Origin of the sequence: Flavobacterium chungangensis (genome assembly GCF_042654045.1) — a bacterium.
In the GTDB taxonomy this organism is placed as follows: Bacteria; Bacteroidota; Bacteroidia; order Flavobacteriales; family Flavobacteriaceae; genus Flavobacterium; species Flavobacterium chungangensis.
Map to the genome: position 1 here is coordinate 17593 of NZ_JBHSFY010000001.1, position 25226 is coordinate 42818.

Here is a 25226-nt window from a genome sequence, read left to right on the forward strand (position 1 = left end):
TTCTTCATTAAACAAATCACAAAAACCACAATATTAGCACCAAAAATACTACAAATTGTATTTCATCGAAAATATGATATAACGCGGCTGAACTGTGTATTGAGAAACTCGTGTAGAGAACTGAGAAAAGCTGTCGTCGTTAAGATAAGTGGTGTTTAACAAATTAGTTGCTGAAACTTTATATTCCCATTTGCTATTCTTTTTTTGATAAACCAAACTCGCGCTTAAGAAATCATATTCATTATCGACCGTTTTATCTCCATTATAATAATGATAGAATTCGTATTCCGAAACAAAAGAAAAACTATCCAAGAAATAATAGTCTAATCTTGCAAAAGGCTTGTCGGTATAAAAAGTTGAACCACTGTATTTGTTAACCAAAAGATTGTAACCAAATTCTATATTTGGAAGATTTTTATAATTTGTTGAAGCTTTAACGGTATAACTTTGACTGAAACTTTCTGTGGTCGACAATTGGTCATTTTGAATATTATTGAATTTCGACCAATTAAAACTAGCATTGACAGAAGCTTTATAATTCTTTAAAAACGAACGCCCGTAATTTCCCATTCCTGTAAAAGTTTCATCGGCCAAATTGGAATTGTAGGGAACAGAAGACTGATTAATTCCGTCAAAATTGGCTTTTGTTTTAATCGCGTCCACTTTTCTGGTATAGGTTGCATTGGCAAAAATGTTCTCAAAATTGAACATATTGTACTTAAAATAACGAAGCGAATGCACTTGCGAAGTCGCATTTTCTAAGAAACGATTTCCGCGAAACAAACTGCTGTAATCTGACAGAACATAACCCGAAGCCAATTGATTAATATCGGTAAAATCGTTTGTCAAAGAAAAATTATAGGTAAGCGTTTCCGATTTTTTGATTTGATATAAAGCAAAGAAATCAGGAAGGACTTTTACGAAATTCTGAGAATAATCGGTTCCCAATTGTCCGTTTGCCATTTGATACGTATGCACACTAACTCCAGGTGTTAATGTAAATTTTCCTGTTAGAATTTTATAATGAAAACCTAAAAAAGCATCATTAAAACTATAATCAACATCATTATTATTTTCCGGATCATTTAAGTCATTTTTATCGCCATTATCTAGCATTTGAAAAATGTGAGAATTGAAGTTTTGATACGAATAGGTATTTCCTACTGTAATATTGATGTTACTTTTTGGCGTTACCATATAATAGTAATCTAATTTGGTATCCAATTTATTGGTTTTCACAAAACGATCTTGATTTAAGTCGTTTCGATTTTGTCCCGTAATATATCCTGATAAATCAAAAGGCTGTGTTCTTAAATTGGCATTGTAAAACGGATTTTCGTCTTGATATAAATGTTGCATTTCAAAAGCAAAAATATTTTTACTGCTTTGCGTATAATACAAACTCAGATTCTGATTGATAGAAGTTGGATCTTGTTTCTTTTGAGTTAAAATCGTTTCTACCGCAGAAACATCGCTAACAATAGATTCACGAAGCAAATCTGTATCTTCATTCTGCTTTGATAATTTGGTCAGGATATCATAATCAAACTGAAATTTATCATTTGGCTTGTAAGTCGAACTCAGTTTAAAAAGTCCCAAATTATTCTTTTGATGCGTCATTTCATCCCGTTTCTGCTGATCTCCAGAATCTAAAATCGTGGTTTGAGATTTCGTTTCTAAATCTGTTTTTGAAGTCGAAAGAATTCCGAAACCGCTTATATTCCAAGCTTTATTTACAGAATAAGCAAAGTTTGTTGCGCCAAATTTGGTTTCGATTTCTTTAGCGCGATTATTACGAAGCAATGAAATTCCTAAATCATTTGAAGAAACATTAAAATTGCTTCCCCCCTTTTTCATCATATTTTTAAATCCGCCCGTGAACTTAAAATAATCTTGTGCAGTAAGCGGTAATTCTCCAATATTATTAAAATTGGTGATTAAATTAATACTGTATTTTGGACTGTAATAGAATAATTTCGGATTAATAATATAGCGACTATCCAATTCTGCAACTCCAATTCCTGCGGTCACATCTCCAAACCAAAAGTTCTTTTTTCCTTCTTTTAATTTGATATTCATTGCCACATTATCTTGATCGTTTTCTAGACCTTTAAGTGCGCTTACTTCATTGTAATTTCTTAAAACCTGAACTTTATCAATAGCATCGGCTGGAATATTTTTAACGCCTAATTTGGTATCTCCGTCAAAAAAATCTTTTCCTTCCACCATCAATTTACTGACTTTTTTTCCTTCAACTTCGATTTCACCATCGGCATTTACCTCAACTCCTGGCAATTTCTTAAGCACATCTTCGAGCTTTTTTTCTGTTCCCGATTTAAAAGAATCTGCATTGTAAACAATTGTATCGCCTTTTATAGAAACAGGCATTTCTCGAACAATTTCTACACCTTCCAATTCGATTCCAGCACCATCCATAACAATATTTTGAGTCATATTCTCAGCCTTTGTAACTAGAGCTATTTCCTTAGATTTCATTCCCAAATAACTTAATTTAATGGTGTAACCCGTATTAGGTTTTAAAGTAAGCTGGAACTTTCCTTTATCATTGGTGATTCCGTATGAATCCATTGCTTTGGTCCCATTATTAATCGCCATGATATTGGCCATTTCTAACGGATTTTTCTGTTCGTCCTGAATCAAGCCATCAAAACGGATACTTTGCGCAAAGGAAATAGATGTAAAAAGTAAGGCAAATAAAAAAAGTGTCTTATTCATGATAAGAATATTGGAAGTTTCGATTTTGGAATTTGGATTTTATAAATTTTATCTCCCCATTGGAGGAGGTCCGCCTGCTCTGCCACGGTTCATCTCCCTAAATTCTTCCATTTTTTTAATTACCGTTTCATCGTATTCTTTCTGAGAAATTACTTTTCCTTTTTTAGAAGGTTTTATTTCCACTTTCTCTTTAGCATTCAAAACGATCTTCGAACACAAAATTGTAGTGGTTCCGTCGTTAATTTCTAAAATTAAACCTGGAAGTCCCCAGTAATTTTCTGGCCCTTGATTTATAGGAATTTCAGGTGTATACCAAGCTGTTACTACAATTTCTTTAGGAATTTCGAAGTTATCAGCAAAATTCGTTTTGGTATCTCCCGAAGTCTTTTTAGCCTCCTCTTTTTTATCTTCATCCTTTTTAGGTCTGAAGTTTCTAAAATCGGTTTTGCTGGCTTGCTTCACTGCTGTTGCTTTATAACAATTGTAGCCTCCAATTTGTTTGGTTTCTTGTTCCAGTTTCCATTCTAATTTTGGCAGCGAATCAATCACAAGAAATTCTTTACCCATAAACTCTTTATCAACGGTATACGTTTTTGTTTTTACATCTTTGTAAAAAGTACCGCCTCCACCTGTAAGCGAACCAAACATCATACGAAAACCGCCTTGCTGCTGACCTGGCGCTTCTAGTTTTTCTTCTTCTTTGTAAATCGATGCTGCTTTATCAAAATTTAAAACGAATGTTTTTTCGAGCATCTTTTTCATACGCTCCTCCATGTTTTTCTGCATTTCTGGAGTAATATCTCTATTGCCGCGCATGCCTTCAAATTTTGGAGCCTGTGTTTTTGACTCATAAACAGCCATTCCTTGAAAATCTTTTTGCGCTTGAATTTGTGCAGAAACAAGCAGTAAAGTCATATAAAAAAATATCTTTTTCATTTCATTTTCTTTAAGTGAGTAAATCCGATAAAGCTTACATTCAAATGTATTACTTATTTTAAGATTCAAAAAACTAAATATATAAACGGCATTAAGGCATAGATAGAACCGCTTATTTTTTAGACTATTAGATTTTAAAAAGGTTTAAGACTCCAAATTGAAATTTTAAGAAGAGTTTTTTGTAATTTGGTGCTCTTGTAAATTAATTTTCTAATGTATAGAAACGTGCAAAAAATTTTATTTTCCGTATTTCTTTTCTGCACTTTTCATGCGCTTTCAGCTCAGGATCTGAGCATAAATCCAACTTTAATTTCGCAGTATAAAAACGCTGCTGATGAATTTTTAGGATACGATTCGTTTGGATATTCCTATCAGATTACGAACAACGTTTTTAGCAAAATTAAAGGAAAAGAAATCTTCGAATATAAGAATGTTTCTTTGGGAAAAATAACAAAAGTCGATCTTCAGAATCCGTTAAAAATTGTTTTGTTTTATGAAGATTTCAACAGTGTCGTTTTATTAGACAATCAATTGAATAAAATGACCGAAATTAACTTTTCGCAAAATGCAGCGCCAATTGTAGTAAGTGCCATCGGAATGTCAACGCAAAACCAATTATGGATTTACAACACTTTAAATCAGCAAATTGGACTTTTTGATTATTTAAAAAATGAATATAAAACGGTTTCAATTCCGTTGACTGAACCAATTCAATATTATCAAACCGATTTTAATACCTTCTATTGGATTGATAAAAAAAACAACGGGTATTCTTGTGATATTTTTGGAAAAATCACTTCGCTAGGCTCAATAGAAGATTTTGATAAAATTGTTATAATTAGTCCTTCACAATATCTTTTCAGTAAGAATCGTTTACTGTATTTTAAAGGTATTAATAAGTCGAATCCAGAGGTAATTTCTGAGATTAAAATTTTAGAAAAAACCTTTGACAATTTTTATTACAAAGACCAAATTTTATCTATTTTTACAACTACAGATATATCAAATTATAAAATCGTAACACCGTAATGCACATAGCAATAGCAGGAAACATAGGCGCAGGAAAAACTACTCTGACCAAATTATTGGCGAAACACTTCAAATGGGAACCTCATTATGAAGATGTAGTTGATAATCCGTACTTGGATGATTTCTACCATCAAATGGAGCGCTGGTCATTTAATCTTCAGATTTATTTCCTAAATAGCCGTTTCCGTCAAGTGCAGCAAATTCGCGAAAGCGGAAAAAGAATCATTCAGGACAGAACGATTTATGAAGATGCCCATATCTTTGCTCCCAACTTATATGCAATGGGTTTGATGACGAGTCGTGATTTTGAAAATTACACATCTTTGTTTGAATTGATGGAATCTTTGGTTAAAGCACCAGATTTATTGATTTATTTAAGAAGTTCTATTCCGAATTTAGTGGGACAAATTCATAAACGTGGACGCGAATATGAAAACTCTATTTCGATCGACTATTTAAGCCGTTTGAATGAAAGATATGAAGCTTGGATCCAGACTTACACTAAAGGAAAACTCTTGATTATTGATGTTGATAATATCAATTTTGTTGACAATCCTGAAGATTTGGGTGATATCATTAATAGAATTGATGCTGAATTGAACGGATTGTTTTAAAACACGAATTACACAGATTTACACGAAATAAAAAATGCCTCTAATAAAATTTTTATTAGAGGCATTTTCTTTTTTATTATCCTAACAGGTTTCCAAAACCTGTTAGGTATCTATATCAAATTTCAAAGTATATCCTAAAAAACATACCTAACAGGTTTTGGAAACCTGTTAGGATAGTAAGTATATATTATTGTACAGCGTTAACTTTTGCCTGTACTTCTTCTTCTGTTCCTTCAAAAACTTCTGTGGTTGTTTTACCGTTTTCAGTTTTGGTAACCGTTCCAGTTGCTTTTCCGTTTATATTTTTAACCTCAACACGAACCGATTTTTTCTCGTATTTACTGGTGTCAAAACAATCCGTTTTTTTATACGGATTTCCATTTTCATCAAAATGAGCTAAACATTTAGCTGTTTCTTCTTCAGAGCAACCTTTTTCTTTACACATTTTAATACATTCTTCTTTTGTCATTCCAGACATATCACCGCATTTAGAAATTCCTGCATACATTTCTGTTTTAGCACAGCAAGAAGCTTTTGTAGCAATATCTGATGGCGCGTGACCTTCGCCTAAAATTGGAGCAATTACCAATCCAATCAAACAAGTTAATTTAATCAAGATATTCATAGAAGGCCCAGAAGTATCCTTAAACGGATCTCCAACTGTATCTCCTGTTACTGCAGCTTTATGTGCATCAGAACCTTTATAAGTCATTTCTCCGTTGATCATTACTCCTGCTTCAAAAGATTTTTTAGCATTATCCCAAGCACCTCCTGCGTTATTTTGGAAAACTGCCCAAAGCACTCCAGAAACCGTAACTCCTGCCATATATCCTCCTAACATTTCAGCAATTAACTGATTGTTGTCTGAGTAAACTAACTTTCCTATAAGAACAATTAAAATTGGGAAACCAATCGTTAAAATCCCTGGAAGCATCATTTCTCGTAAAGCAGCTTTTGTAGAAATCTCAACACATTTTCCGTATTCTGGTTTTCCTGTTCCTTCCATAATTCCAGGAATTTCTTTGAACTGGCGACGAACTTCGTACACCATATCCATTGCCGCTTTTCCAACAGAATTCATTGCTAAAGCCGAGAAAACTACAGGAATCATTCCACCGACAAATAACATCGCTAAAACTGGAGCTTTAAAAATATTGATTCCGTCTATTCCTGTAAAAGTTACATAGGCTGCAAATAATGCTAATGAAGTTAAGGCTGCAGAAGCAATAGCAAATCCTTTTCCTGTCGCTGCTGTTGTATTTCCAACTGAGTCTAAAATATCGGTTCTGGTACGAACTTCTTTTGGCAATTCGCTCATTTCAGCAATTCCTCCAGCATTATCAGAGATAGGCCCGAAAGCATCAATTGCTAATTGCATGGCAGTTGTGGCCATCATGGCTGAAGCCGCCAAAGCTACTCCATAAAATCCTGCTAAAGCATAGGAGATCCAAATTGCCACAGCAAACAATAATACCGTTGGGAAAGTAGAAATCATACCTGTTGCTAAACCAGCAATTACGTTTGTTCCTGCTCCTGTAGATGATTTTTGAACAATTGCCAAAACTGGTTTTGTTCCTAATCCTGTATAATATTCTGTTACAGATGAAATAGCTCCACCAACAACTAATCCGACCAATGTAGCGTAGAAAACACGCATTGAGGAAATCGCTTTTGATCCTTCTCCAAAGAAACTCATCTGCATCGTTTCTGGAAGCATGTGCTGTACCAAGAAGAAACAAGCCACAGCTGTTAAAAAAATCGAAACCCAGTTTCCTACATTTAAAGCTTTTTGAACTTGTGCTTCTTTGGCGTTATCATCTGAAATTTTCACTAAAAGTGTTCCTATAATGGAAAATATAATCCCGAAACCAGCAATTGCCATTGGAAGCAAAATTGGGCCGATTCCGCCGAAAGCATCATTAATACTTCCGCCCATATCTTTTATAACATAATTTCCTAATACCATTGCTGCAAGGACTGTTGCTACATAAGACCCAAATAAGTCGGCTCCCATACCTGCAACGTCTCCAACGTTATCTCCAACGTTATCTGCAATTGTAGCGGGATTACGAGGATCATCTTCTGGAATTCCTGCTTCTACTTTACCAACTAAATCGGCTCCAACATCGGCCGCTTTAGTATAGATTCCACCCCCAACACGGGCAAACAAAGCGATTGATTCTGCTCCTAATGAAAATCCTGCTAAAGTTTCCAAGACAACTGTCATTGTATCTGTATCTTTCCAAACTCCATCAGAAAATAAATGAAAGAAAATGATAAAAAAGGATGTTAAACCTAAAACGGCTAGACCAGCAACACCAAGCCCCATGACAGTTCCACCGCCAAAAGAAACTTTTAAAGCTTGCGGTAAACTAGTACGCGCCGCTTGGGTGGTTCTAACATTTGTTTTAGTTGCTATTTTCATTCCGATATTTCCAGCATAAGCTGAAAATAAAGCACCAAAAATAAATGCAATTACGATTAATAAATGTGTTTTTACTCCAGGAATAAAAGTAATTCCTGCCAAAGCTAAACTGGCAATAATTACAAAGATGGTTAATAGTTTATATTCGGCTTTTAGAAAGGCTAAGGCTCCTTCGTAGATGTAATCTGAAATCTCTTTCATCTTACCGTCTCCAGCATCTTGTTTTAAAACCCAAGTCCTTTTTATTCCCATGAAAAGTAATCCTAAAACTGCCATTACAATGGGCAGGTAAATCATAAATGCATTCATAATATTTTAATGGTTTTGGTTAATAGTCAACAATCTAACTAAAACGAATTTAAACAAAAAAGCAATACTCCTGACGGTAGTATTGCTTTTTTTATATTAGAATGCGGTTAAAATTATTTAATACTAAATAATCCAGCCGGTTTATTTTCAATATCATCAAAACGCTTTGTACACTCTGCGATAATATCGTAAGCTTCTTTAACATCTCCCCATCCTTCAACGTCTACTTTTTTGTTTTCAAGATCTTTGTAAACTTGGAAAAAGTGCTCAATTTCTTTTACTAAGTGTGGGTTAATATCAGAAAGATCATTTAATGAATTCCAAATTGGATCTGAAACTGGTACACAAATAATTTTCTCGTCTGGTCCTTTATCATCTGCCATGTGGAATACACCGATTGGCTTAACTTCCATAACACATCCAGGAAAAGTTGGTTCGTTTACCAAAACTAATACGTCAAGAGGATCACCATCTAAAGCTAAAGTTTCTGGAATAAATCCGTAATCTGCTGGGTACATCATTGAAGAGAATAACATTCTGTCAAAACGCATTCTTTTGATTTCAAAATCGTACTCATATTTATTTCTGCTTCCTCTTGGTATTTCGATTAATACATCGAAAGTCGTTAATTTGTCTGCGGTCATTTTCGTTTTTTATTATTTCTATAATTTCGGTTGCAAAAATAACTAAAGAATCTAGTTCTACAACAAAAAACAAGGTTAAATTATCGCCATTAGAGTTTAAAATACAAGCATTTAATAGGCAATGTTTCGATTTCTCTTCTTAAGATAATAATGCCAAAGTAAATAAGTCGCATAAGATCGATACGGACTCCATTGTTCTGCATGGATTTCCATTTCCTGTTTATCGTGAATATTAAGCAATTCTTTGATGGTATTGATTACTGCAATATCGCCAAGCGGAATCAAATCGGGCTCTGCTAGACAAAACATTAAATAAATATCGATAGTCCAATTACCGATTCCTTTTAATTTAATGAGTTCTTCGCGAACTTGTTTTGCAGATTTCAAAGCTAAACTTTCAATATCTAATTCTTTGTTTAAAACTGCTTCCGCTAAGATTTTGATGTATTTTGTTTTCTGACGGCTTACTCCTAGATTTCTAAATTCTTCATCAGACAAAACGGCCATGTTTTCAGGGTTGCAAGTTTTGTACGCTTTTATTTTTAAAAAAGTAGCTTTCGCCGAATCAATAGAAACCTGCTGTTCGAGTATAAGCAAAACCAAAGTTTCAAAACCTGGTGGACGTTTTGGAATTGGAGGCAATCCGTATTTTTCTATGATTTCAAGAAATATTGGATTTTTAGATGAAAGAAAATCAATGGCTTCTTGCATGGTTTTGGTTTTGAAAGTAAACCAAAAATAAGAAAAATGAAATTAGTTCTCACAAAGACGCCAAGTCGCTAAGTTTTTTTTCACGCAGATTTTGCAGATCTAGCAGATAAATTAAAAATTCTAAAGAATCTCAAATCTGCCCTATCTGCAAAATCTGCGTGAGAAAAAATATTAAAACACAAAAAAAGCCGCAAAGATTTTAAACCTTTGCGACTCTGTAACTTTGAACCTTTGCCCCTAAATACCACTAGAAATAGAATCCAAAAGATCCTTTTACTGCAAATTTGTGAGCATCTGGCATATCTAGATAATTTCCTCTCCAAGAAAAATCAATTCGAAAAACTTTAAAAATGTTTCCAATTCCTGCATGGTACTCCCAATACACTTTTTCTGGAGCATTATAAGGTAATCCAGAAGCATTGATTGCGCGATTGGCATCAGAAATTGTTCCATGAACCGCTCTTACTCCAACAAACTCTCTCCAATTCAGTTTTCTCATAAAAGGAACTCTTGCGAATAATCTTCCTCCAAAATCATGATTCCACTGCAGGGTCGTATATTGATCCGTAACGAATTCGTAGAAATTCAAGTTACTGAATGTATTTTCAATAGTAAAATAAGTCTGGTTACCAGGAATTACACTCATCAACCCTAACGGAATTGTGCCAAATGTTTTTCCTGTCTCAACTGTAATATTACTTCTTCCTAAAGGTCCAATAATGATTGGCTGTCTGTAGAAAACTTGAATTTTTTCGTAAGCAAAATCACTGTCAAAAACTCCTTTTAAACCATAACTAAAATTCACAAAGAAATGACTAAAAGGACTATCAACTAAATCTCTTTCAACACCATAACCAATAGTTTTGCGGTTAGGCATATATTCAAATTGAATATTGGCTTCAGATTGTTTTACTGCATTTTCAATAACTCCAGCTGGATTTTCAGGAGTTGGTAAAGTCGAATAATAATCTAAACTAAATGTTTTTGATGCCGATTCTAATGTTCGATAAGAGAAACCAGCCTGAACTATAAAGTTCTTTTTAGCCTCCATTTCAACAGAAACATTACTCAGATTAATGTTAGTCAGCTTACCATTACTTCCCGTTGTAAACAAAGCAGAAGAAGCAAAACTTCGCCCTAAAACATCATTTGTTGTAGTTAAGCTTGCACCAATTTGTTCAATATCGCGCCTATTTCCTCCAGAGATAATAACACGGTTTTTCTTGTCAACCATCCATTTTCCAGAAACTCCGTATTTGAATTTATTATCATCAAATCCGTAAGCTGTATAGGCTTGAATACGCCAGGGGTCATTTGGCCCAAAATAGGTCCTTCCTCCCACTCTCAACCTTAAACCTTCGACTTCATTATACCCAAAGGTTGAAAAAATTGGTCCGTAATCGAAGTTTTTAAACTCAACATAACCACTTCCTAAAATAGAGACGAGATTATACAACTGCTTAAATCGCTTGACCGTTTGCAGTGTATCGAGCATTTTATAAATTCCCTGTTCGTCTTTATTTAATTTTTCAAAACGATTTTCGTCCCAGAATTCAGGCGGTCGATCATAAACTGCATTATCAATAAAATTGACTTCTTCTTTGTAAAATTTCTCGGGTTTCTGAATATTGAATTTATGATTGCGATATAAAGTGGTTCTTTTACCGTAAACTCCTTTTGATTTTTCTTTTTTATTTAAAGCAAAATCAGACATCATATAATCACGCGTCAAAAGGAAAATGGAATCGTTTTGCACGTCAAATTCCTGTTCGATATAAATATCTTTTACCCAGTTAATATTGGCACTTTTGGTTACGCCCATATTAATTTTTTTGATCGCAAAAGTGGTATCGTTAACCCAAAAATCTCCTTTAAAAGTTAATTCATTTTTACGTCTAGGATAAAAGACAATATTATAACACCATTTTTTATCTACAAATGCACTGTCTTTTAAAACATAATTGTAAACATCAATTCCTGTTCTTGAAAGTGGGCTTGTAAAACTTTTATCAAAAAATTTAAGGTGATTATCATAAATATTATACTCTGAATAAAGGTCTTTTACAAAGGATAGAATTTGCTGATTTCCATTAAAACCAGACATTTTATTTCCTGTTATATTTTCTTTTACTTTCTTTAATTTATTATCACCGTAAACATCATAAACCGATTCGTTGATAAAAATTGGCAGATACGTTTTTCCTGTAACATCTGAAGTATCAACATGATTAAAGATAAACTCCATTCCTTTAAAAAGCTTGTTTTTCATGAATGCACTATCAATAGTGTTCATGTCAAACTCTACTTTTTCATACTTCTGCATTTGATATTGATTAAACTGATAAAGTCCGTTTTTACGTTTTCTTTCCCAGATTTTTCTTAAAATATCCAATGCGGGATTGTTCTTTTTAGAAGTTTTACCCGTATAAATTACAACTTCATTTAGCGCTTCGGCTTCGCCTAAAACAATTTTGAAATTATAATTAACTGCTTTTTCTAAAGGAACTTCTTTATCCGAAAATCCTGCAGAAGTAACAATAAGTGCCGTATACGTATTTGGAGATTCTAAATAAAAATGTCCATCTTCGTTAGAAACGATTCCTATATTAGAACCTTTAAATACAACATTTGCAAAAGGTATTGGCTGATTGGTTTTGTCCAAAACAACTCCACTCACCTTAGTTTGTGCAGTAGCAACATTCGCAAATGCAAATAAAAAATATAAGAGAAGTAGAGTTAATTTGTTCATTATAAAGTAAAAAAAACTTCACCAATCCATGTTTGTCTGATGAAGTTTTATGAGTATTTTGTATTTGTATTATTTATATAATACTTTTTTTACTGCTTTTACTACATCACCTGCATTTGGCAACCAGTCTTTAAGCAGTACTGGAGAATACGGTGCAGGAGTATCTGCAGTTGTAATACGTTGAATTGGCGCATCAAGGAAGTCAAACGCTTGTTCTTGCACGATATAAGATATTTCAGAAGAAAGGCTGGCAACTGGCCAAGCTTCCTCAAGAATTACTAAACGGTTTGTTTTTTTAACCGATTTTAAGATTGCATCTTTGTCCATTGGACGAACTGTTCTTAAATCGATGATCTCACAAGAGATACCTTCTTTCGCTAATTCATCAGCAGCGATAAAAGCTTCTTTGATGATTTTTCCGAAAGAAACAATTGTTACATCTGTTCCTTCACGTTTAACATCAGCAACACCTAGAGGAATTGTGTATTCTCCGTCTGGCACTTCACCTTTGTCACCGTACATTTGCTCAGATTCCATGAAAATAACTGGATCGTTATCACGGATAGCAGATTTCAAAAGTCCTTTTGCATCGTAAGGAGTTGAAGGAACAACAACTTTAAGACCTGGAGTATTAGCAAACCAGTTTTCTAAAGCTTGTGAGTGAGTAGCTCCTAATTGACCTGCAGAAGCTGTTGGTCCGCGGAAAACGATAGGCACATTAAACTGTCCTCCTGTCATTTGACGCATTTTAGCAGCGTTATTTATAATTTGATCAATACCAACTAAACAGAAGTTGAATGTCATATATTCTACAATAGGACGGTTTCCATTCATTGCAGAACCTACTGCAATTCCTGAAAATCCAAGCTCAGCGATTGGAGTATCAATTACTCTCTTTTCACCAAACTCAGCAAGCATTCCTTTAGAAGCTTTGTAAGCTCCATTGTATTCTGCAACCTCTTCTCCCATTAAATATATGGATTCATCGCGACGCATTTCTTCACTCATCGCTTCGCAAATGGCCTCTCTAAATTGTATTGTTCTCATATTTTATATTGTATGTTGAATTTTCTGAAGAGCAAAAATAAATATTTTAAATAACTTAAAAGCATAAATTGAATTTAAAATCGCATGAACTTCTATCTGTTCTCTTGTTTTAACTTTTTAATCTTTATTGTGATAATTACGAAATCGATATAATAACGTATAAATCACACTTAATCTCCTCAAAATATTTTTCAGACAAAGTTTTATGGATTTGTTTAATTCTTATCTCTCCAAAATTCATTCATCATAACGCAGAAAACCAAAAAATAGTATTTATAAGACAAATTTAATTCGCTTTCCAACCATCAGCCATTGCAAAATTCCTAACAATCAGACAAAATGACTATCATTTCATTTTTGGATTACGATGAAAATCCCACAAAATTGCACAATCTTCGAAATCGTAATAGTTTTGAAAAATATTATGCGTGCATAGTATAATTATTCCAAATTAAATTCTAAATTTGTAAAAGCATATTATAAATTCAAAATATATACTTATGAAAATACTAGTTTGCATCAGCCATGTGCCTGATACTACTTCAAAAATCAACTTCACCAACGGTGACTCAGAATTTGACACCAATGGCGTACAATATGTAATTAACCCTAACGACGAATTCGGTCTTACACGTGCTATCTGGTTCCAAGAACAACAAGGCGCAAATGTAACGGTTGTAAACGTCGGAGGTCCTGATACTGAACCAACTTTACGTAAAGCTTTGGCAATTGGAGCAAACGAAGCAATTCGTGTTAATGCAAACCCTACTGATGGTTTTTTTGTTGCAAAACAATTGGCAGAAGTTATTAAAAACGGTGGTTACGACTTAGTAATTGCTGGTAAAGAATCTTTAGATTATAATGGAGGAATGGTTCCTGGAATGATCGCTGGTATTTTAGGTTCTAATTTCTTAAACTCTTGTACAGCTCTTACAGTTGACGGAAATAACGTAAAAGCTGTTCGTGAAATCGACGGTGGAAAAGAAACAGTAAGCACGACTCTTCCTTTAATCATTGGAGGCCAAAAAGGTCTTGTTGAAGAAAAAGATTTACGTATCCCGAACATGAGAGGAATTATGACAGCAAGAACTAAGGCTCTTACTATTCTTGAACCAGTTGATGCTGCTGTAAATACAAAAGCAGTGAAATTTGAGAAACCAGCTCCAAAATCGGCAGTAAAATTAGTTTCTGCAGATAATTTAGATGAGTTAATCAATTTATTACACAACGAAGCGAAAGTAATCTAGTATTCAGTCATCAGTTTTTAGTGTTCAGTTTAAAACTTGAAACTTGAAACCTGAAACTAAATAACCTTTAAACAAAAAAATTATGTCAATATTAATATATGCAGAATCTGCAGAAGGAAAATTTAAAAAAGTTGCTTTCGAATTAGCTTCTTACGCTAAGAAAGTAGCTGAATCATTAGGAACAACTGTTACGGCTTTGACTGTAAACATTAGCGATGTAAGCGAATTAGGCAAATACGGAGTTGATAAAGTTCTAAAAGTAAGCAATGATAAATTAGCTGGTTTTAATGCAAAAGCTTATGCTGATGTTATCAAACAAGCTGCTGAAAAAGAAGGAACAAAAGTAGTATTGCTTTCTTCTACAACAGACAGTATTTATCTTTCACCACTAGTGGCGGTTGCTTTAAATGCTGGTTTTGCTTCAAATGTAGTTGGGTTGCCAGTTAGCACTTCTCCATTTCAAGTAAAAAGAAATGCTTTCTCAAACAAAGCTTTCAATATTACAGAAATCAGTACAGACGTAAAAGTGCTTGGTTTGGCTAAAAACTCTTATGGTCTTTTTGAAAGCGAAGGAGCAGCTACAGCAGAAGATTTCAATCCAACAATTGGAGACAATGATTTTGGTGTAAAAGTAGAATCTGTAGAAAAAGTATCTGGAAAAGTTTCTATCGCTGACGCGGATATCGTAGTTTCTGGCGGACGTGGATTAAAAGGTCCAGAAAACTGGGGATTAGTAGAAGATCTAGCTGCTGTACTTGGCGCTGCAACCGCATGTTCTAAACCAGTTTCAGATTTAGGGTGGAGACCTCACAGCGAGCACGTTGGACAAACAGGAAAACCAGTTGCAACAAACTTATATATTGCAATCGGTATTTCTGGAGCTATTCAGCACATTGCTGGTATTAACTCTTCTAAAGTAAAAGTAGTAATCAATAACGACCCTGAAGCACCTTTCTTTAAAGTTGCAGATTATGGTGTAGTTGGAGATGCTTTTGAAATTGTACCACAATTAACAGAGAAATTAAAAGCTTTTAAAGCTCAGCATTCTTAACACAAAGAATTCTCTTTAAATTTTTTGCTGCCTAAAAACAAGATGTTGTATCTTTGTTTATAGGCAGCTTTTTTGTTCCATATTTTTTGATTAAAATTGCAGCTTTATTTTTCAAACCAAAAAAGTATTAAAATAAGGTGCTAAGTACCTTTTTTACAAACATATATGAGTCTAGTAAAATTATCCATAAAAGGAATTTCATACAGTCAAACTCAAAATGGCGCTTATGCCTTAATTTTGAATGAAGTTGATGGCGAAAGAAAATTACCCATTGTTATTGGCGCTTTTGAAGCCCAGTCAATCGCTATTGCTTTAGAAAAAGAAATAAAACCTCCACGTCCTTTAACTCACGATTTATTCAAAAATTTTGCCGAAAGATTTGATATTGTAGTAAAGCAAGTCATCATTCACAAATTAGTTGATGGTGTTTTCTACTCTAGTTTAATTTGCGAAAGAGATAAAATCGAAGAAATTATCGATGCAAGAACTTCTGATGCTATTGCTTTGGCATTGCGCTTTAATGCCCCTATTTTTACTTATAAAAATATTTTAGATAAAGCTGGTATTTATCTAAAATCAAATACTGCTGAAACAGATTCTGGAGCTCAGGAAATAGATGATGTTCTTTCAAATCCTGAAACTTTCGGACACGAAGAGGAAAGCAACCAATCTGGAGATGTTTACGCAAAACATTCTTTACAGGAATTAAACGAGCTTTTAGATCAAGCCGTTTCTCAAGAAGATTACGAAAAAGCAGCAAAAATTAGAGACGAAATCTCTAGAAGATAAATATATGTTTAATCGCTGATTTGTTTATTCGTTAAATCGATTAAACAGTTAAACGAATAACCGAATACACAAAACATGAAACAATACTTAGATTTAGTAAAACACGTTTTAGAAAACGGCAATCAAAAAGGAGACCGAACTGGAACTGGAACAAAAAGTGTTTTCGGTTACCAAATGCGTTTTGATTTAAGTGAAGGTTTCCCAATGGTTACAACTAAAAAACTGCATTTAAAATCCATCATTTACGAATTGCTTTGGTTTTTAAAAGGCGATACAAACGTAAAATACCTTCAAGAAAACGGAGTCAAAATCTGGGATGAATGGGCAGATTCTAATGGCGATTTAGGACCTGTTTACGGTCATCAATGGCGCAATTGGAACAGTGAGGAAATAGATCAGATTTCTGAATTAATTACAGAATTAAAAACAAATCCGAATAGCAGAAGAATGTTGGTTTCTGCTTGGAACCCTTCGGTTTTGCCAGATACTAAAAAGTCTTTTGAAGAGAATGTTGCCAATAACAAAGCAGCGTTACCTCCATGCCATGCCTTTTTTCAATTTTATGTAGCAAGCCCAGATCCTGAAAAAGGTGAAACAAAAGGAAAATTATCTTGCCAATTGTATCAGAGAAGTGCCGATATCTTTTTAGGAGTTCCTTTTAACATTGCTTCTTATGCATTGCTAACCATGATGATCGCACAAGTATGCGATTTAGAACCAGGAGAATTTATTCATACTTTTGGTGACGCACACATTTATAACAATCATTTTGAGCAATTGGAATTACAATTAACGCGTGAACCAAAACCATTACCAAAAATGATTTTAAATCCAGAGATTAAAAACATTTTTGATTTTGATTTTAATGACTTCACACTTGTAGATTACGATCCGCATCCAGCCATAAAAGGAAGTGTTGCCGTATAATTATAAAAAAATCCGCTTAAAAATTTAAGCGGATTTTTTTATACAACTAAAACTCCATTTTCACTTCCGGCATAATCGTTCCATTTGTAAAAATCGGCTTCAGGATCGTTAACATAATTTCCGTCGATTACATACTTAAATTCGTAAATCGCATCTTTCACCAAATCGTAAGTTGCTTTAAACGTTCCGTTTTTTAACTTGCTTAAAGTTCCTTCTGAGGCATTCCAGTTATTGAAATCTCCAACCACCGCTGCCGAATCAGCATCTTTGGCATCTATTGAAAATGTAACTTTAACAACCGGCTTCGTTTTGATAAATTGTTTTTTCAAAGACATAACTATTTCGTTTTTAGATTTATACATCTAAAATTAATTAAATTCAACGAAACACTAACTAACCCCAGAACCGATTTATGATAATACCAAAAACAACATATTATTTTCGCTTTATCCGTAATTTAAAGTGGTTAAAATTTTGTTTTTCAAATTCTTATAATTTTTAAAAGCAAATATTCCCAATCCAAAATATGGACTTTCGAAAATAAATTTTAACTTTATAATCTCATTTTTATCTTATGGAAAAAGAAGTACACGAACAATACGAATACGCTAGACGCCGGTTAAGACAAAAAAAAATCTTATATTTTCATTTTGTTCTTTTCCTTCTAGGAAGTTTATTCCTATTTATTGGCAACAAATTTTTTGGTTTTGGTGAGGGCACAACCCAAAACTGGTGTATTTGGGGAATTACAATCTGGCTTTTCCTTTTTATTCTGCATTTTATAAAAGTGTACATAACTGACCGTTTTATGAATAAAAAATGGGAAAGAGAACAAATTGATCGATTGGTTGCTTTACAGCAAAAACGAATCAGTCAGCTCGAATCTTCTATTAATGAAGAAAATGAAAATAAAATTTAGTTAGGCATACCATGATTATAATGATAGCGGCTTCAGCCGAAAATAATGCGCTTGGAAAAAATAACGAATTAGTATGGCATTTGCCAAATGACTTTAAAAGGTTTAAATCACTAACAACAGGTCATCATATCATTATGGGGAGAAAAACTTTTGAAAGTTTCCCAAAACCATTACCTGACCGCGTTCATGTTGTAATTTCTCGCCAAGAAAATTACAAACCAGAAGGATGCATCGTAGTAGATAGTATTGAAAAAGCCATTGCAATATGTCCTGAAAATGACGACAGCTATGTTATAGGCGGTGGAGAAATTTACAATTTAGCCCTTCCGTTTACCGATATTATTGAATTAACTAAAGTTCATCATTCTTTTGAAGCAGATGCCTTTTTTCCTAAAATCAATAAAAGTGAGTGGACTTTAGTAGAATCTGAAGAAAATTATAAAGACGAAAAACATCTTTATGATTATACTTATGAAACTTACATTAGAAAATAAATAAAAAACATCCTCTTTTTACGGAGGATGTTTTTAAATAATTGACGTGAAGCTTAACTCGCTCAAGAAAAATTTTGTTTAAAAAAATCACAAATGTTGAGAAACATTCGTAAAACTGAATAACATTTAATGTTGTTTGAGACCTAAATCTCAAAAAAGCCTTTAATAACAAATACCACTAAGATATTAAAGGCAGAAAATTAAAATTTCCAAAAACAAATTTAATCCTAAGAACGTACTTTGCACTTAATACAGTATATCCCCCCAAAGAACAATACTTACAAAACTCTTTCATGAACAAATGAATTACCAGCGCAAAAAAAAGCAACCATTTGTTTAAGTCATAGCGACATTATCAATCATTAACTTTAATCATTTTTACTTTGACAAAGTTGGCCATAATAGGCCTATTAGACAATACCGTGATTTAGGGATTTTGATAAAATACCTAGATTTAGGGATGGCAGAAATACCCTTTTATTCTGTTTTAAAATAAACACTCCAAAACATTTATTTGACAAATTAAAAAACTCAATTACAGTTAAACTAGATTGTTTATATTTGCCTAAATAAAAAAAATGTCTGAAAAAGTAACTCCGTATAAAGACTCTACCTTAGGTAAAAAAGAGCAAGTAACCCAAATGTTTGACACCATTTCTGGGAATTACGATAATTTGAATCGTGTAATTTCATTTGGAATTGACGTTAAATGGCGTAAAAAAGTATTAAAAATTGTTTCAGACAAAAAACCAAAAGTTATTCTGGATATCGCAACAGGTACTGGTGACCTTGCAATTTTAATGGCAAAGACTAATGCTGAAAAAATTATTGGCCTAGATATCTCTGCTGGAATGCTAGAAGTTGGCAAGAAGAAAGTTGAAGAAAAAAATCTATCCAATATTATTGAATTAGTTTTAGGCGATTCTGAAAATATGCCTTTTGAGGACAATTACTTTGATGCTATTACGGTTGGCTTTGGTGTAAGAAATTTTGAAAACCTAGAAAAAGGTTTTGCAGAAATCTTAAGAGTCTTAAAACCAAATGGGGTATTTGTTATATTAGAGACTTCTGTCCCAGATAAATTTCCTTATAAACAAGGTTATAATTTTTACAGCAAAAATATACTTCCATTAATTGGTAAATTATTCTCTAAAGATAATGATGCCTATGGCTACTTGTCTGAATCTGCTGCCGCTTTTCCTTATGGCGAAGCCTTAAACAATATTTTGAGAAAAACTGGGTTTATAGATGTTGTGGCAATGCCCCAAACTTTTGGTGTCGCAACAATTTATTCTGCATCTAAAAAATAGTATGAAAAAAATTGTAATCTTATTTTTATTAGTCTTAACGACAAAAGGACATTCTCAATTTGCTAAAAACATGTTTAGCAAAGACCCTATCATTAATCTTGAAAACTGGCAAAAACAGCGTGTCTATTTTGGCTATTATCTAGGTTTTAATAGTTTTGACTTTAAATTTGACTACAAAACTCCTGTACAGGAAGATATTCAAGTAAAAAAAACTACTGGTTTTAATGTTGGTGTCGTAGCCGATTTAAGACTTCAGGAATACATTAACCTTCGTTTTGAACCAGGTTTGTATTATACTAAACGTGATTTGTTTTTTCCTGGCGTAGGAACTACAGAAAGCGACTATTTAAGAGAAGTAAATAGCACTTACATTCACTTTCCTTTATTATTGAAGTTTTCTGCCTTGCGCACAGGAAATATACGTCCGTACTTGGTTGGCGGTATGTCTACAACTTTAAATTTATCTAGTAATGCGAAGTCTCAAGATGATAACTTTGAGCAAAAATTTAGAGTAAAACAATGGACCGCTGCTTATGAGTTAGGTTTAGGAATTGATATTTTTACTGAATACTTTATTTTTTCTCCTTCTGTTAGAGGTATGTTCGGAATCACAGATGAACTTATTAGAGATAAAACTCCAGACAGCCCTTGGACTGGAAATATCGATTCGATGAAATCTAGAGCAATTTTAATAAATTTCACTTTTCATTAAAACAAAATATCAACTATTTCGTTTAAATTCACTAAGAATAATTGCTGTTGCAGTAGCTACATTTAAACTTTCGGTTTTTTGAAGCTCTCCAAATCTAGGAATTGTTAGGCGACTGGTTACTATTTTTTCAATTTCTTCTGAAATCCCATTGGCTTCATTACCCATAATAATGATTCCATCCTGAGGTAATTTGGATTGATAAATATTTTCTCCGTCCATAAAAGTTCCAAAAACTGGCAGTTTAGTTTGAGCAAGAAAAAGTTTTAAATCAACATAGCTTACATTTACTCTGGTAATCGAACCCATTGTAGCTTGTACCACTTTCGGATTATAAATATCTACCGTTTCTTTAGAACAAATAATCTGCTTAATACCAAACCAATCGCATAGACGCAAAATAGTTCCTAGATTTCCAGGATCTCTAATGTCGTCTAATGCTAAAATTAAGCCCGAATCGATTGTCTTTTTGGGAACTGGAATTTTAAAAACTGCTAAACAAGAATTCGGAGTAGACAAAGCACTTATTTTTTTCAGTTCTTGGTCATTAATAAGAGTTCGTTTTGAAGCATGTACCGTTTCAAAATCATTCAATGTGGTGTATAAATGTTCTAATTCAAAATTGGATTGCAGCAATTCTTGAATTACTTTTACTCCTTCAGCAAAGAATAATTGACTAGCAAGACGTTGCTTTTTTTGATGTAAACTAGAGATAAGCTTTATTTGGTTTTTACTAACCATAAAATAATGTACTTTTGAATTAAATATTAAAAAACACTTGAAAAATAATTCCACAAAAATAATAGCATTTCTTCTAATTGCAATATTAATTTGCGCTTGTAATGCCGTAAAAAGAGTTCCCGATGGAAAAAACCTTCTTGTAAAAAACAATATTTTAGTTAACGGAAAATCTACAAATGACGAAACAGCTTCTAACCAAATGTACCAAAAACCAAATGGTAAATTATTAGGTTATAAACTTCGATTAAATTTATACAATTTAGCCAATTTAAATCCAGATTCTACTTATCAGGCAAAATTTAAAAATAATCCTGGAAAATATGAGCGTATGTCTAAAATACTCTCTGCAAAACAAGTAGATCGCCTTGGACAATCGTTTTATTACAAAGGAATTCATGAGTTTTTAAAAAGTACTGGTGAACCGCCTGTAATAATTGACACGTCAAAAACCAGAAAATCATTATTACGTTTAAAATATTATTATTTTAATAATGGTTTTTTCAATGTTAATACCGATTATACAATCGACACGGTTGGAGTAAAAAGAGCCGAAATTAATTACAACATCACTACAGGACCAGCTTATAAATTGGACACTATTAGAACCAAAATAATGACTCCTGCGCTAGATTCTTTATATAGAACCAACAATGAACCTTCTTTACTAAAGTCTGGAAATCAATATAAAACTACCGATTTTGAAGAAGAGAAAAACCGTATTACAACCTACTTTAGAAATCACGGAGCTTATTATTTTCAGCCTACTTATGTAACTTTTGACATTGATACCATTGGCAAAAAAGCAAAGGCTGATGTTAGCTTAATTATTAACAACAACACTATTCAGGAAAAAGATTCGAGCCGTACAGAGCCTTTTAAACTATACAAAATTAGCGATGTAAATATCTACACCGATTATTCTGCTGCTAATGCTAAGAAAAAACCAACAGATAGCGTAACATACAACAATTTTAATCTATACAGTTACAAAGGATTAAAATATAGACCGCGTGCTATTACCGATGCTATTTTCATTACAAAAGGGAGTACTTTTGCCGATTTTAGAACCACCCTTTCTTCTCGCTCTTTAAACAATTTGAGGATTTTCAACTATCCTTCTATTCAATACGAAGTAGACAAGAGAGATTCTACAGCTCAATCTCTTATCGCTAATGTTTATTTGACCCCAAGAAAAAAATACAGTTTTGGGGCTACTCTTGACGTAACGCACTCTAATATTCAGGATTTCGGAATTGGAGCCAGCATTTCTGAAACGATTCGAAATGTATTTAATCGAGCAGAAACTCTTGAAATTTCAGCTCGTTTGAATGTTGGTTCATCTAGAGACATGGCCAATCCGAACAACAACTTCTTTAACGTTTCGGAATATGGTCTAGATATGAAATTGAATTTTCCGAGAATTTTACTGCCCTTTGGAACCGAAAAAATCATTCCGAAAAGTATGATTCCGTATACCTCCATATCTTCTGGTTTTTCTAAGCAGCGAAATATTGGTCTAGATAAAGAAAACTTCACAGGAGGTATCTCGTATAACTGGAGCCCAAAACGCCATAATACTGCAAAATTGGAATTATTGAATGCACAGTTTGTTCGCAACTTAAATCCAGACAACTATTTTAGAGTTTACACTTCTTCTTATGATGATTTGAATGGAATTGGAAAAAATTACAACGAAACACTCAGTAACTGGGGAGATACGCCAGAGGAACAAGCAAGAAAAGATCTTACTATCCCTAAAGGAACTACAGGATTTACTAATGACGTATTAACAGACCAAACTACTCTAACACCTTCAGACTCTCAATACCAAGAAGTTAAAAGTATTGAAGAAAGAAGAGTTCGTTTAACTGAAAATGATTTCATTCTAGCAACAAGTTTCTCTTTTACCAAAACAACTAAAAAAGATTTAGCAGATAACAACTTCTATCAATTTAGAACAAAAATAGAATCAGCGGGAACTTTATTGTCTCTAGTCTCTGAAATTGGAAACCTTCAAAAAAATTCAAGAGGAAATTATGAGATTTTCAACCTAGAATACTCAGAATATGTTAAAACTGAATTTGATTACATCAAACACTGGGATTTTGGAAAAGAAAAAGTTTTGGCTGTTAGAAGCTTCTTCGGAATTGCAGTTCCGTTTGGAAATTCAAATTACATTCCGTTTTCACGAAGTTATTATGCCGGAGGTTCAAATGACAACCGTGCTTGGCAACCTTACGCTTTAGGACCGGGAAGTACAAATGCTGTAAATGACTTTAATGAAGCAAATATGAAAATTGCGGCAAGTATCGAATATCGCTTCAAAATTTTTGGAGATGTTAAGGGAGCTCTCTTTGCAGACGCCGGAAATATCTGGAATGTGCTCGATAATGTCGTAGATCCTAAAGCAAAATTTGACAACTTAAACGATTTAGAAGAAATTGCTTTGGGTACAGGATTCGGTTTACGATACGATTTAAGCTTTTTTGTTATTCGTTTAGATTTAGGCTTTAAGACCTATAATCCCTCGCATGACAAAGGAGATCGATGGTTTAAAGAATACAATTTTGGGCACTCGGTTTTAAATTTTGGGATAAATTATCCGTTCTAATGCTAATTAATTCTTATTTTTGCAACCTAAAAACTAAAAACAACTATAAAAAAAATTACAATGGCACATAACATTAAACCAGGAGTAGCTACAGGAGATCAAGTACAAGAGATCTTTAATTATGCTAAAGAGAAGGGTTTTGCTCTTCCAGCAGTAAACGTTACTGGATCAAGCACAATTAACGGAGTTCTTGAAACTGCAGCAAAACTAAACGCGCCAGTTATCATTCAATTTTCTAACGGAGGAGCACAATTCAACGCTGGAAAAGGATTATCAAATGCAGGTGAAAAAGCAGCAATCGCAGGAGGAATCGCGGGAGCAAAACATATTCATACTTTGGCAGAAGCTTACGGTGCAACTGTAATCTTACACACTGACCACTGTGCAAAAAAACTTTTACCTTGGATTGATGGCTTATTAGATGCTTCTGAAAAACACTTTGCAGAAACAGGAAAACCATTATTCAGTTCTCACATGATCGATTTGTCTGAGGAGCCAATCGAAGAAAATATCGAGATCTGTAAAGAATATTTAGCTAGAATGAGCAAAATGGGTATGACATTAGAAATCGAACTTGGTATTACAGGTGGTGAAGAAGATGGTGTTGATAACTCTGATGTTGACAGCTCAAAATTATATACTCAACCAGAAGAAGTAGCTTACGCTTACGAAGAATTATCTAAAGTTAGCCCTAAATTTACAATTGCTGCAGCTTTCGGAAACGTTCACGGTGTGTACAAACCAGGAAACGTAAAATTAACTCCAAAAATCTTAAAAAATTCTCAAGACTTCGTACAAAACAAATTCAACACAGGACACAATCCAGTTGATTTCGTATTCCACGGAGGTTCAGGTTCTACACTTGAAGAAATCAGAGAAGGAATTAGCTACGGAGTTATCAAAATGAACATTGATACAGATTTACAGTTTGCATACACTGAAGGAATCCGTGATTATATGGTTAAAAACCTTGACTATTTGAAATCACAAATTGGTAACCCAGAAGGTGCTGATGCTCCAAACAAAAAATATTACGACCCAAGAAGATGGGTTCGTGAGAGCGAAGTAACATTCAACGCAAGATTGGAACAAGCTTTTGCAGATTTAAATAACGTAAACACGTTATAAAAAAGTATTCAGTTTACAGTTTTAAGTATTCAACATCTGAGTACTTAAAACTGAATACCACTGAACACTGAAATTTTTATTACTGAACACTGAATACTAG

Annotated in this window: 21 protein-coding genes; 12 read left to right on the forward strand and 9 right to left on the reverse strand. The window is 33.4% G+C overall.

Translation table 11 applies throughout. The annotated features are described in order from the left end of the window. Positions 1–48: 48 nt before the first annotated feature. Positions 49–2736, reverse strand: coding sequence for a carboxypeptidase-like regulatory domain-containing protein (locus ACFO3N_RS00065; protein WP_379794656.1), 2688 nt, complete (start codon positions 2734–2736; stop codon positions 49–51). Between the two features lie 48 nt (positions 2737–2784). Then, positions 2785–3672: a GLPGLI family protein gene (locus ACFO3N_RS00070; RefSeq protein ID WP_379794658.1), complete on the reverse strand. Its 888-nt coding sequence runs from the start codon at positions 3670–3672 to the stop codon at positions 2785–2787. A gap of 213 nt (positions 3673–3885) precedes the next feature. On the opposite strand from ACFO3N_RS00070, the gene ACFO3N_RS00075 reads away from it, so the two are divergent. Beyond that, positions 3886–4701: a hypothetical protein gene (locus ACFO3N_RS00075; RefSeq protein ID WP_379794661.1), complete on the forward strand. Its 816-nt coding sequence runs from the start codon at positions 3886–3888 to the stop codon at positions 4699–4701. Next, complete coding sequence (locus ACFO3N_RS00080) at positions 4701–5315, forward strand: deoxynucleoside kinase (RefSeq protein ID WP_095928085.1); 615 nt, start codon at positions 4701–4703, stop codon at positions 5313–5315. The genes ACFO3N_RS00075 and ACFO3N_RS00080 overlap by 1 nt, the downstream gene beginning before the upstream one ends. 187 nt (positions 5316–5502) lie before the next feature. Here the strand turns inward: ACFO3N_RS00080 and ACFO3N_RS00085 are convergent, their stop codons facing one another. From ACFO3N_RS00085 to ACFO3N_RS00105, 5 genes are all read right to left on the reverse strand, one after another. Then, the gene (locus tag ACFO3N_RS00085) at positions 5503–8049 is read right to left on the reverse strand and encodes a sodium-translocating pyrophosphatase (protein WP_379794663.1); all 2547 of its coding nucleotides are present in this window, start codon (positions 8047–8049) and stop codon (positions 5503–5505) included. 113 nt (positions 8050–8162) lie between these two features. Further along, on the reverse strand, positions 8163–8693 hold the full coding sequence (locus ACFO3N_RS00090; protein WP_111288276.1) for an inorganic diphosphatase: 531 nt from the start codon (positions 8691–8693) through the stop codon (positions 8163–8165). A gap of 111 nt (positions 8694–8804) precedes the next feature. Then, a complete protein-coding gene (locus ACFO3N_RS00095) occupies positions 8805–9404 on the reverse strand; it encodes a DNA-3-methyladenine glycosylase family protein (protein WP_379794665.1) in 600 nt (199 codons plus the stop codon). Between the two features lie 247 nt (positions 9405–9651). Beyond that, positions 9652–12153 (reverse strand): DUF5686 and carboxypeptidase-like regulatory domain-containing protein, encoded by a 2502-nt coding sequence (locus ACFO3N_RS00100; protein ID WP_379794667.1) that lies wholly within the window; start codon positions 12151–12153, stop codon positions 9652–9654. A gap of 69 nt (positions 12154–12222) precedes the next feature. After that, positions 12223–13200, reverse strand: a complete 978-nt coding sequence (locus ACFO3N_RS00105) for a pyruvate dehydrogenase complex E1 component subunit beta (RefSeq protein WP_008466560.1) — start codon at positions 13198–13200, stop codon at positions 12223–12225. A 500-nt stretch (positions 13201–13700) separates the two neighbouring features. On the opposite strand from ACFO3N_RS00105, the gene ACFO3N_RS00110 reads away from it, so the two are divergent. The 4 genes from ACFO3N_RS00110 (at position 13701) to ACFO3N_RS00125 (ending at position 17214) form a co-directional block, all read left to right on the forward strand. Further along, on the forward strand, positions 13701–14447 hold the full coding sequence (locus ACFO3N_RS00110; RefSeq protein WP_281634704.1) for an electron transfer flavoprotein subunit beta/FixA family protein: 747 nt from the start codon (positions 13701–13703) through the stop codon (positions 14445–14447). An 82-nt stretch (positions 14448–14529) separates the two neighbouring features. Next, a complete protein-coding gene (locus ACFO3N_RS00115) occupies positions 14530–15498 on the forward strand; it encodes an electron transfer flavoprotein subunit alpha/FixB family protein (RefSeq protein ID WP_379794669.1) in 969 nt (322 codons plus the stop codon). A gap of 165 nt (positions 15499–15663) precedes the next feature. Next, positions 15664–16287 carry a bifunctional nuclease family protein gene (locus tag ACFO3N_RS00120; protein WP_008466556.1) on the forward strand — a complete coding sequence of 208 codons (624 nt, stop codon included), beginning with the start codon at positions 15664–15666 and terminating at the stop codon, positions 16285–16287. Between the two features lie 75 nt (positions 16288–16362). Next, on the forward strand, positions 16363–17214 hold the full coding sequence (locus ACFO3N_RS00125; protein ID WP_379794672.1) for a thymidylate synthase: 852 nt from the start codon (positions 16363–16365) through the stop codon (positions 17212–17214). A 38-nt stretch (positions 17215–17252) separates the two neighbouring features. Here ACFO3N_RS00125 and ACFO3N_RS00130 read toward each other — a convergent pair whose 3' ends face one another. Further along, complete coding sequence (locus tag ACFO3N_RS00130; RefSeq protein ID WP_095928206.1) at positions 17253–17549, reverse strand: isoamylase early set domain-containing protein; 297 nt, start codon at positions 17547–17549, stop codon at positions 17253–17255. 239 nt (positions 17550–17788) lie between these two features. On the opposite strand from ACFO3N_RS00130, the gene ACFO3N_RS00135 reads away from it, so the two are divergent. From ACFO3N_RS00135 to porT, 4 genes are all read left to right on the forward strand, one after another. Further along, positions 17789–18133, forward strand: a complete 345-nt coding sequence (locus ACFO3N_RS00135) for a 2TM domain-containing protein (RefSeq protein ID WP_095928093.1) — start codon at positions 17789–17791, stop codon at positions 18131–18133. Positions 18134–18144: 11 nt separating this feature from the next. Beyond that, positions 18145–18627, forward strand: coding sequence for a dihydrofolate reductase (locus ACFO3N_RS00140; RefSeq protein WP_379794674.1), 483 nt, complete (start codon positions 18145–18147; stop codon positions 18625–18627). A gap of 578 nt (positions 18628–19205) precedes the next feature. Continuing rightward, positions 19206–19937: a bifunctional demethylmenaquinone methyltransferase/2-methoxy-6-polyprenyl-1,4-benzoquinol methylase UbiE gene (gene ubiE, locus ACFO3N_RS00145; protein WP_095928095.1), complete on the forward strand. Its 732-nt coding sequence runs from the start codon at positions 19206–19208 to the stop codon at positions 19935–19937. Position 19938: 1 nt separating this feature from the next. Next, entirely contained in the window at positions 19939–20649 is a 711-nt protein-coding gene (porT, locus tag ACFO3N_RS00150; RefSeq protein ID WP_379794677.1) for a type IX secretion/gliding motility protein PorT/SprT, read from the forward strand. Positions 20650–20658: 9 nt separating this feature from the next. On the opposite strand, the gene ACFO3N_RS00155 is transcribed toward porT, so the two are convergent. Continuing rightward, entirely contained in the window at positions 20659–21387 is a 729-nt protein-coding gene (locus tag ACFO3N_RS00155) for an RNA methyltransferase (protein ID WP_379794679.1), read from the reverse strand. A 37-nt stretch (positions 21388–21424) separates the two neighbouring features. Between ACFO3N_RS00155 and tamL the strand changes: the two genes are divergently transcribed. Both tamL and fbaA read left to right on the forward strand, forming a co-directional pair. Beyond that, complete coding sequence (tamL, locus tag ACFO3N_RS00160) at positions 21425–23998, forward strand: translocation and assembly module lipoprotein TamL (protein WP_379794681.1); 2574 nt, start codon at positions 21425–21427, stop codon at positions 23996–23998. Between the two features lie 60 nt (positions 23999–24058). Beyond that, positions 24059–25126 carry a class II fructose-bisphosphate aldolase gene (fbaA, locus tag ACFO3N_RS00165; protein ID WP_035645669.1) on the forward strand — a complete coding sequence of 356 codons (1068 nt, stop codon included), beginning with the start codon at positions 24059–24061 and terminating at the stop codon, positions 25124–25126. Positions 25127–25226: the final 100 nt, after the last annotated feature.

Bases quoted from the DNA above. Each gene is read 5' to 3' on its own strand.
- ACFO3N_RS00095 (WP_379794665.1), bottom strand. From the start codon at position 9,404: ATGCAAGAAGCCATTGATTTTCTTTCATCTAAAAATCCAATATTTCTT.
- ACFO3N_RS00070 (WP_379794658.1), bottom strand. From the start codon at position 3,672: ATGAAAAAGATATTTTTTTATATGACTTTACTGCTTGTTTCTGCACAA.
- ACFO3N_RS00065 (WP_379794656.1), bottom strand. From the start codon at position 2,736: ATGAATAAGACACTTTTTTTATTTGCCTTACTTTTTACATCTATTTCC.
- ACFO3N_RS00080 (WP_095928085.1), top strand. From the start codon at position 4,701: ATGCACATAGCAATAGCAGGAAACATAGGCGCAGGAAAAACTACTCTG.
- ACFO3N_RS00110 (WP_281634704.1), top strand. From the start codon at position 13,701: ATGAAAATACTAGTTTGCATCAGCCATGTGCCTGATACTACTTCAAAA.
- ACFO3N_RS00090 (WP_111288276.1), bottom strand. From the start codon at position 8,693: ATGACCGCAGACAAATTAACGACTTTCGATGTATTAATCGAAATACCA.
- ACFO3N_RS00085 (WP_379794663.1), bottom strand. From the start codon at position 8,049: ATGAATGCATTTATGATTTACCTGCCCATTGTAATGGCAGTTTTAGGA.
- ACFO3N_RS00100 (WP_379794667.1), bottom strand. From the start codon at position 12,153: ATGAACAAATTAACTCTACTTCTCTTATATTTTTTATTTGCATTTGCG.
- ubiE (WP_095928095.1), top strand. From the start codon at position 19,206: ATGTCTGAAAAAGTAACTCCGTATAAAGACTCTACCTTAGGTAAAAAA.
- ACFO3N_RS00135 (WP_095928093.1), top strand. From the start codon at position 17,789: ATGGAAAAAGAAGTACACGAACAATACGAATACGCTAGACGCCGGTTA.
- ACFO3N_RS00115 (WP_379794669.1), top strand. From the start codon at position 14,530: ATGTCAATATTAATATATGCAGAATCTGCAGAAGGAAAATTTAAAAAA.
- porT (WP_379794677.1), top strand. From the start codon at position 19,939: ATGAAAAAAATTGTAATCTTATTTTTATTAGTCTTAACGACAAAAGGA.
- fbaA (WP_035645669.1), top strand. From the start codon at position 24,059: ATGGCACATAACATTAAACCAGGAGTAGCTACAGGAGATCAAGTACAA.
- ACFO3N_RS00120 (WP_008466556.1), top strand. From the start codon at position 15,664: ATGAGTCTAGTAAAATTATCCATAAAAGGAATTTCATACAGTCAAACT.
- ACFO3N_RS00105 (WP_008466560.1), bottom strand. From the start codon at position 13,200: ATGAGAACAATACAATTTAGAGAGGCCATTTGCGAAGCGATGAGTGAA.
- ACFO3N_RS00140 (WP_379794674.1), top strand. From the start codon at position 18,145: ATGATTATAATGATAGCGGCTTCAGCCGAAAATAATGCGCTTGGAAAA.
- ACFO3N_RS00155 (WP_379794679.1), bottom strand. From the start codon at position 21,387: ATGGTTAGTAAAAACCAAATAAAGCTTATCTCTAGTTTACATCAAAAA.
- ACFO3N_RS00130 (WP_095928206.1), bottom strand. From the start codon at position 17,549: ATGTCTTTGAAAAAACAATTTATCAAAACGAAGCCGGTTGTTAAAGTT.
- ACFO3N_RS00125 (WP_379794672.1), top strand. From the start codon at position 16,363: ATGAAACAATACTTAGATTTAGTAAAACACGTTTTAGAAAACGGCAAT.
- ACFO3N_RS00075 (WP_379794661.1), top strand. From the start codon at position 3,886: ATGTATAGAAACGTGCAAAAAATTTTATTTTCCGTATTTCTTTTCTGC.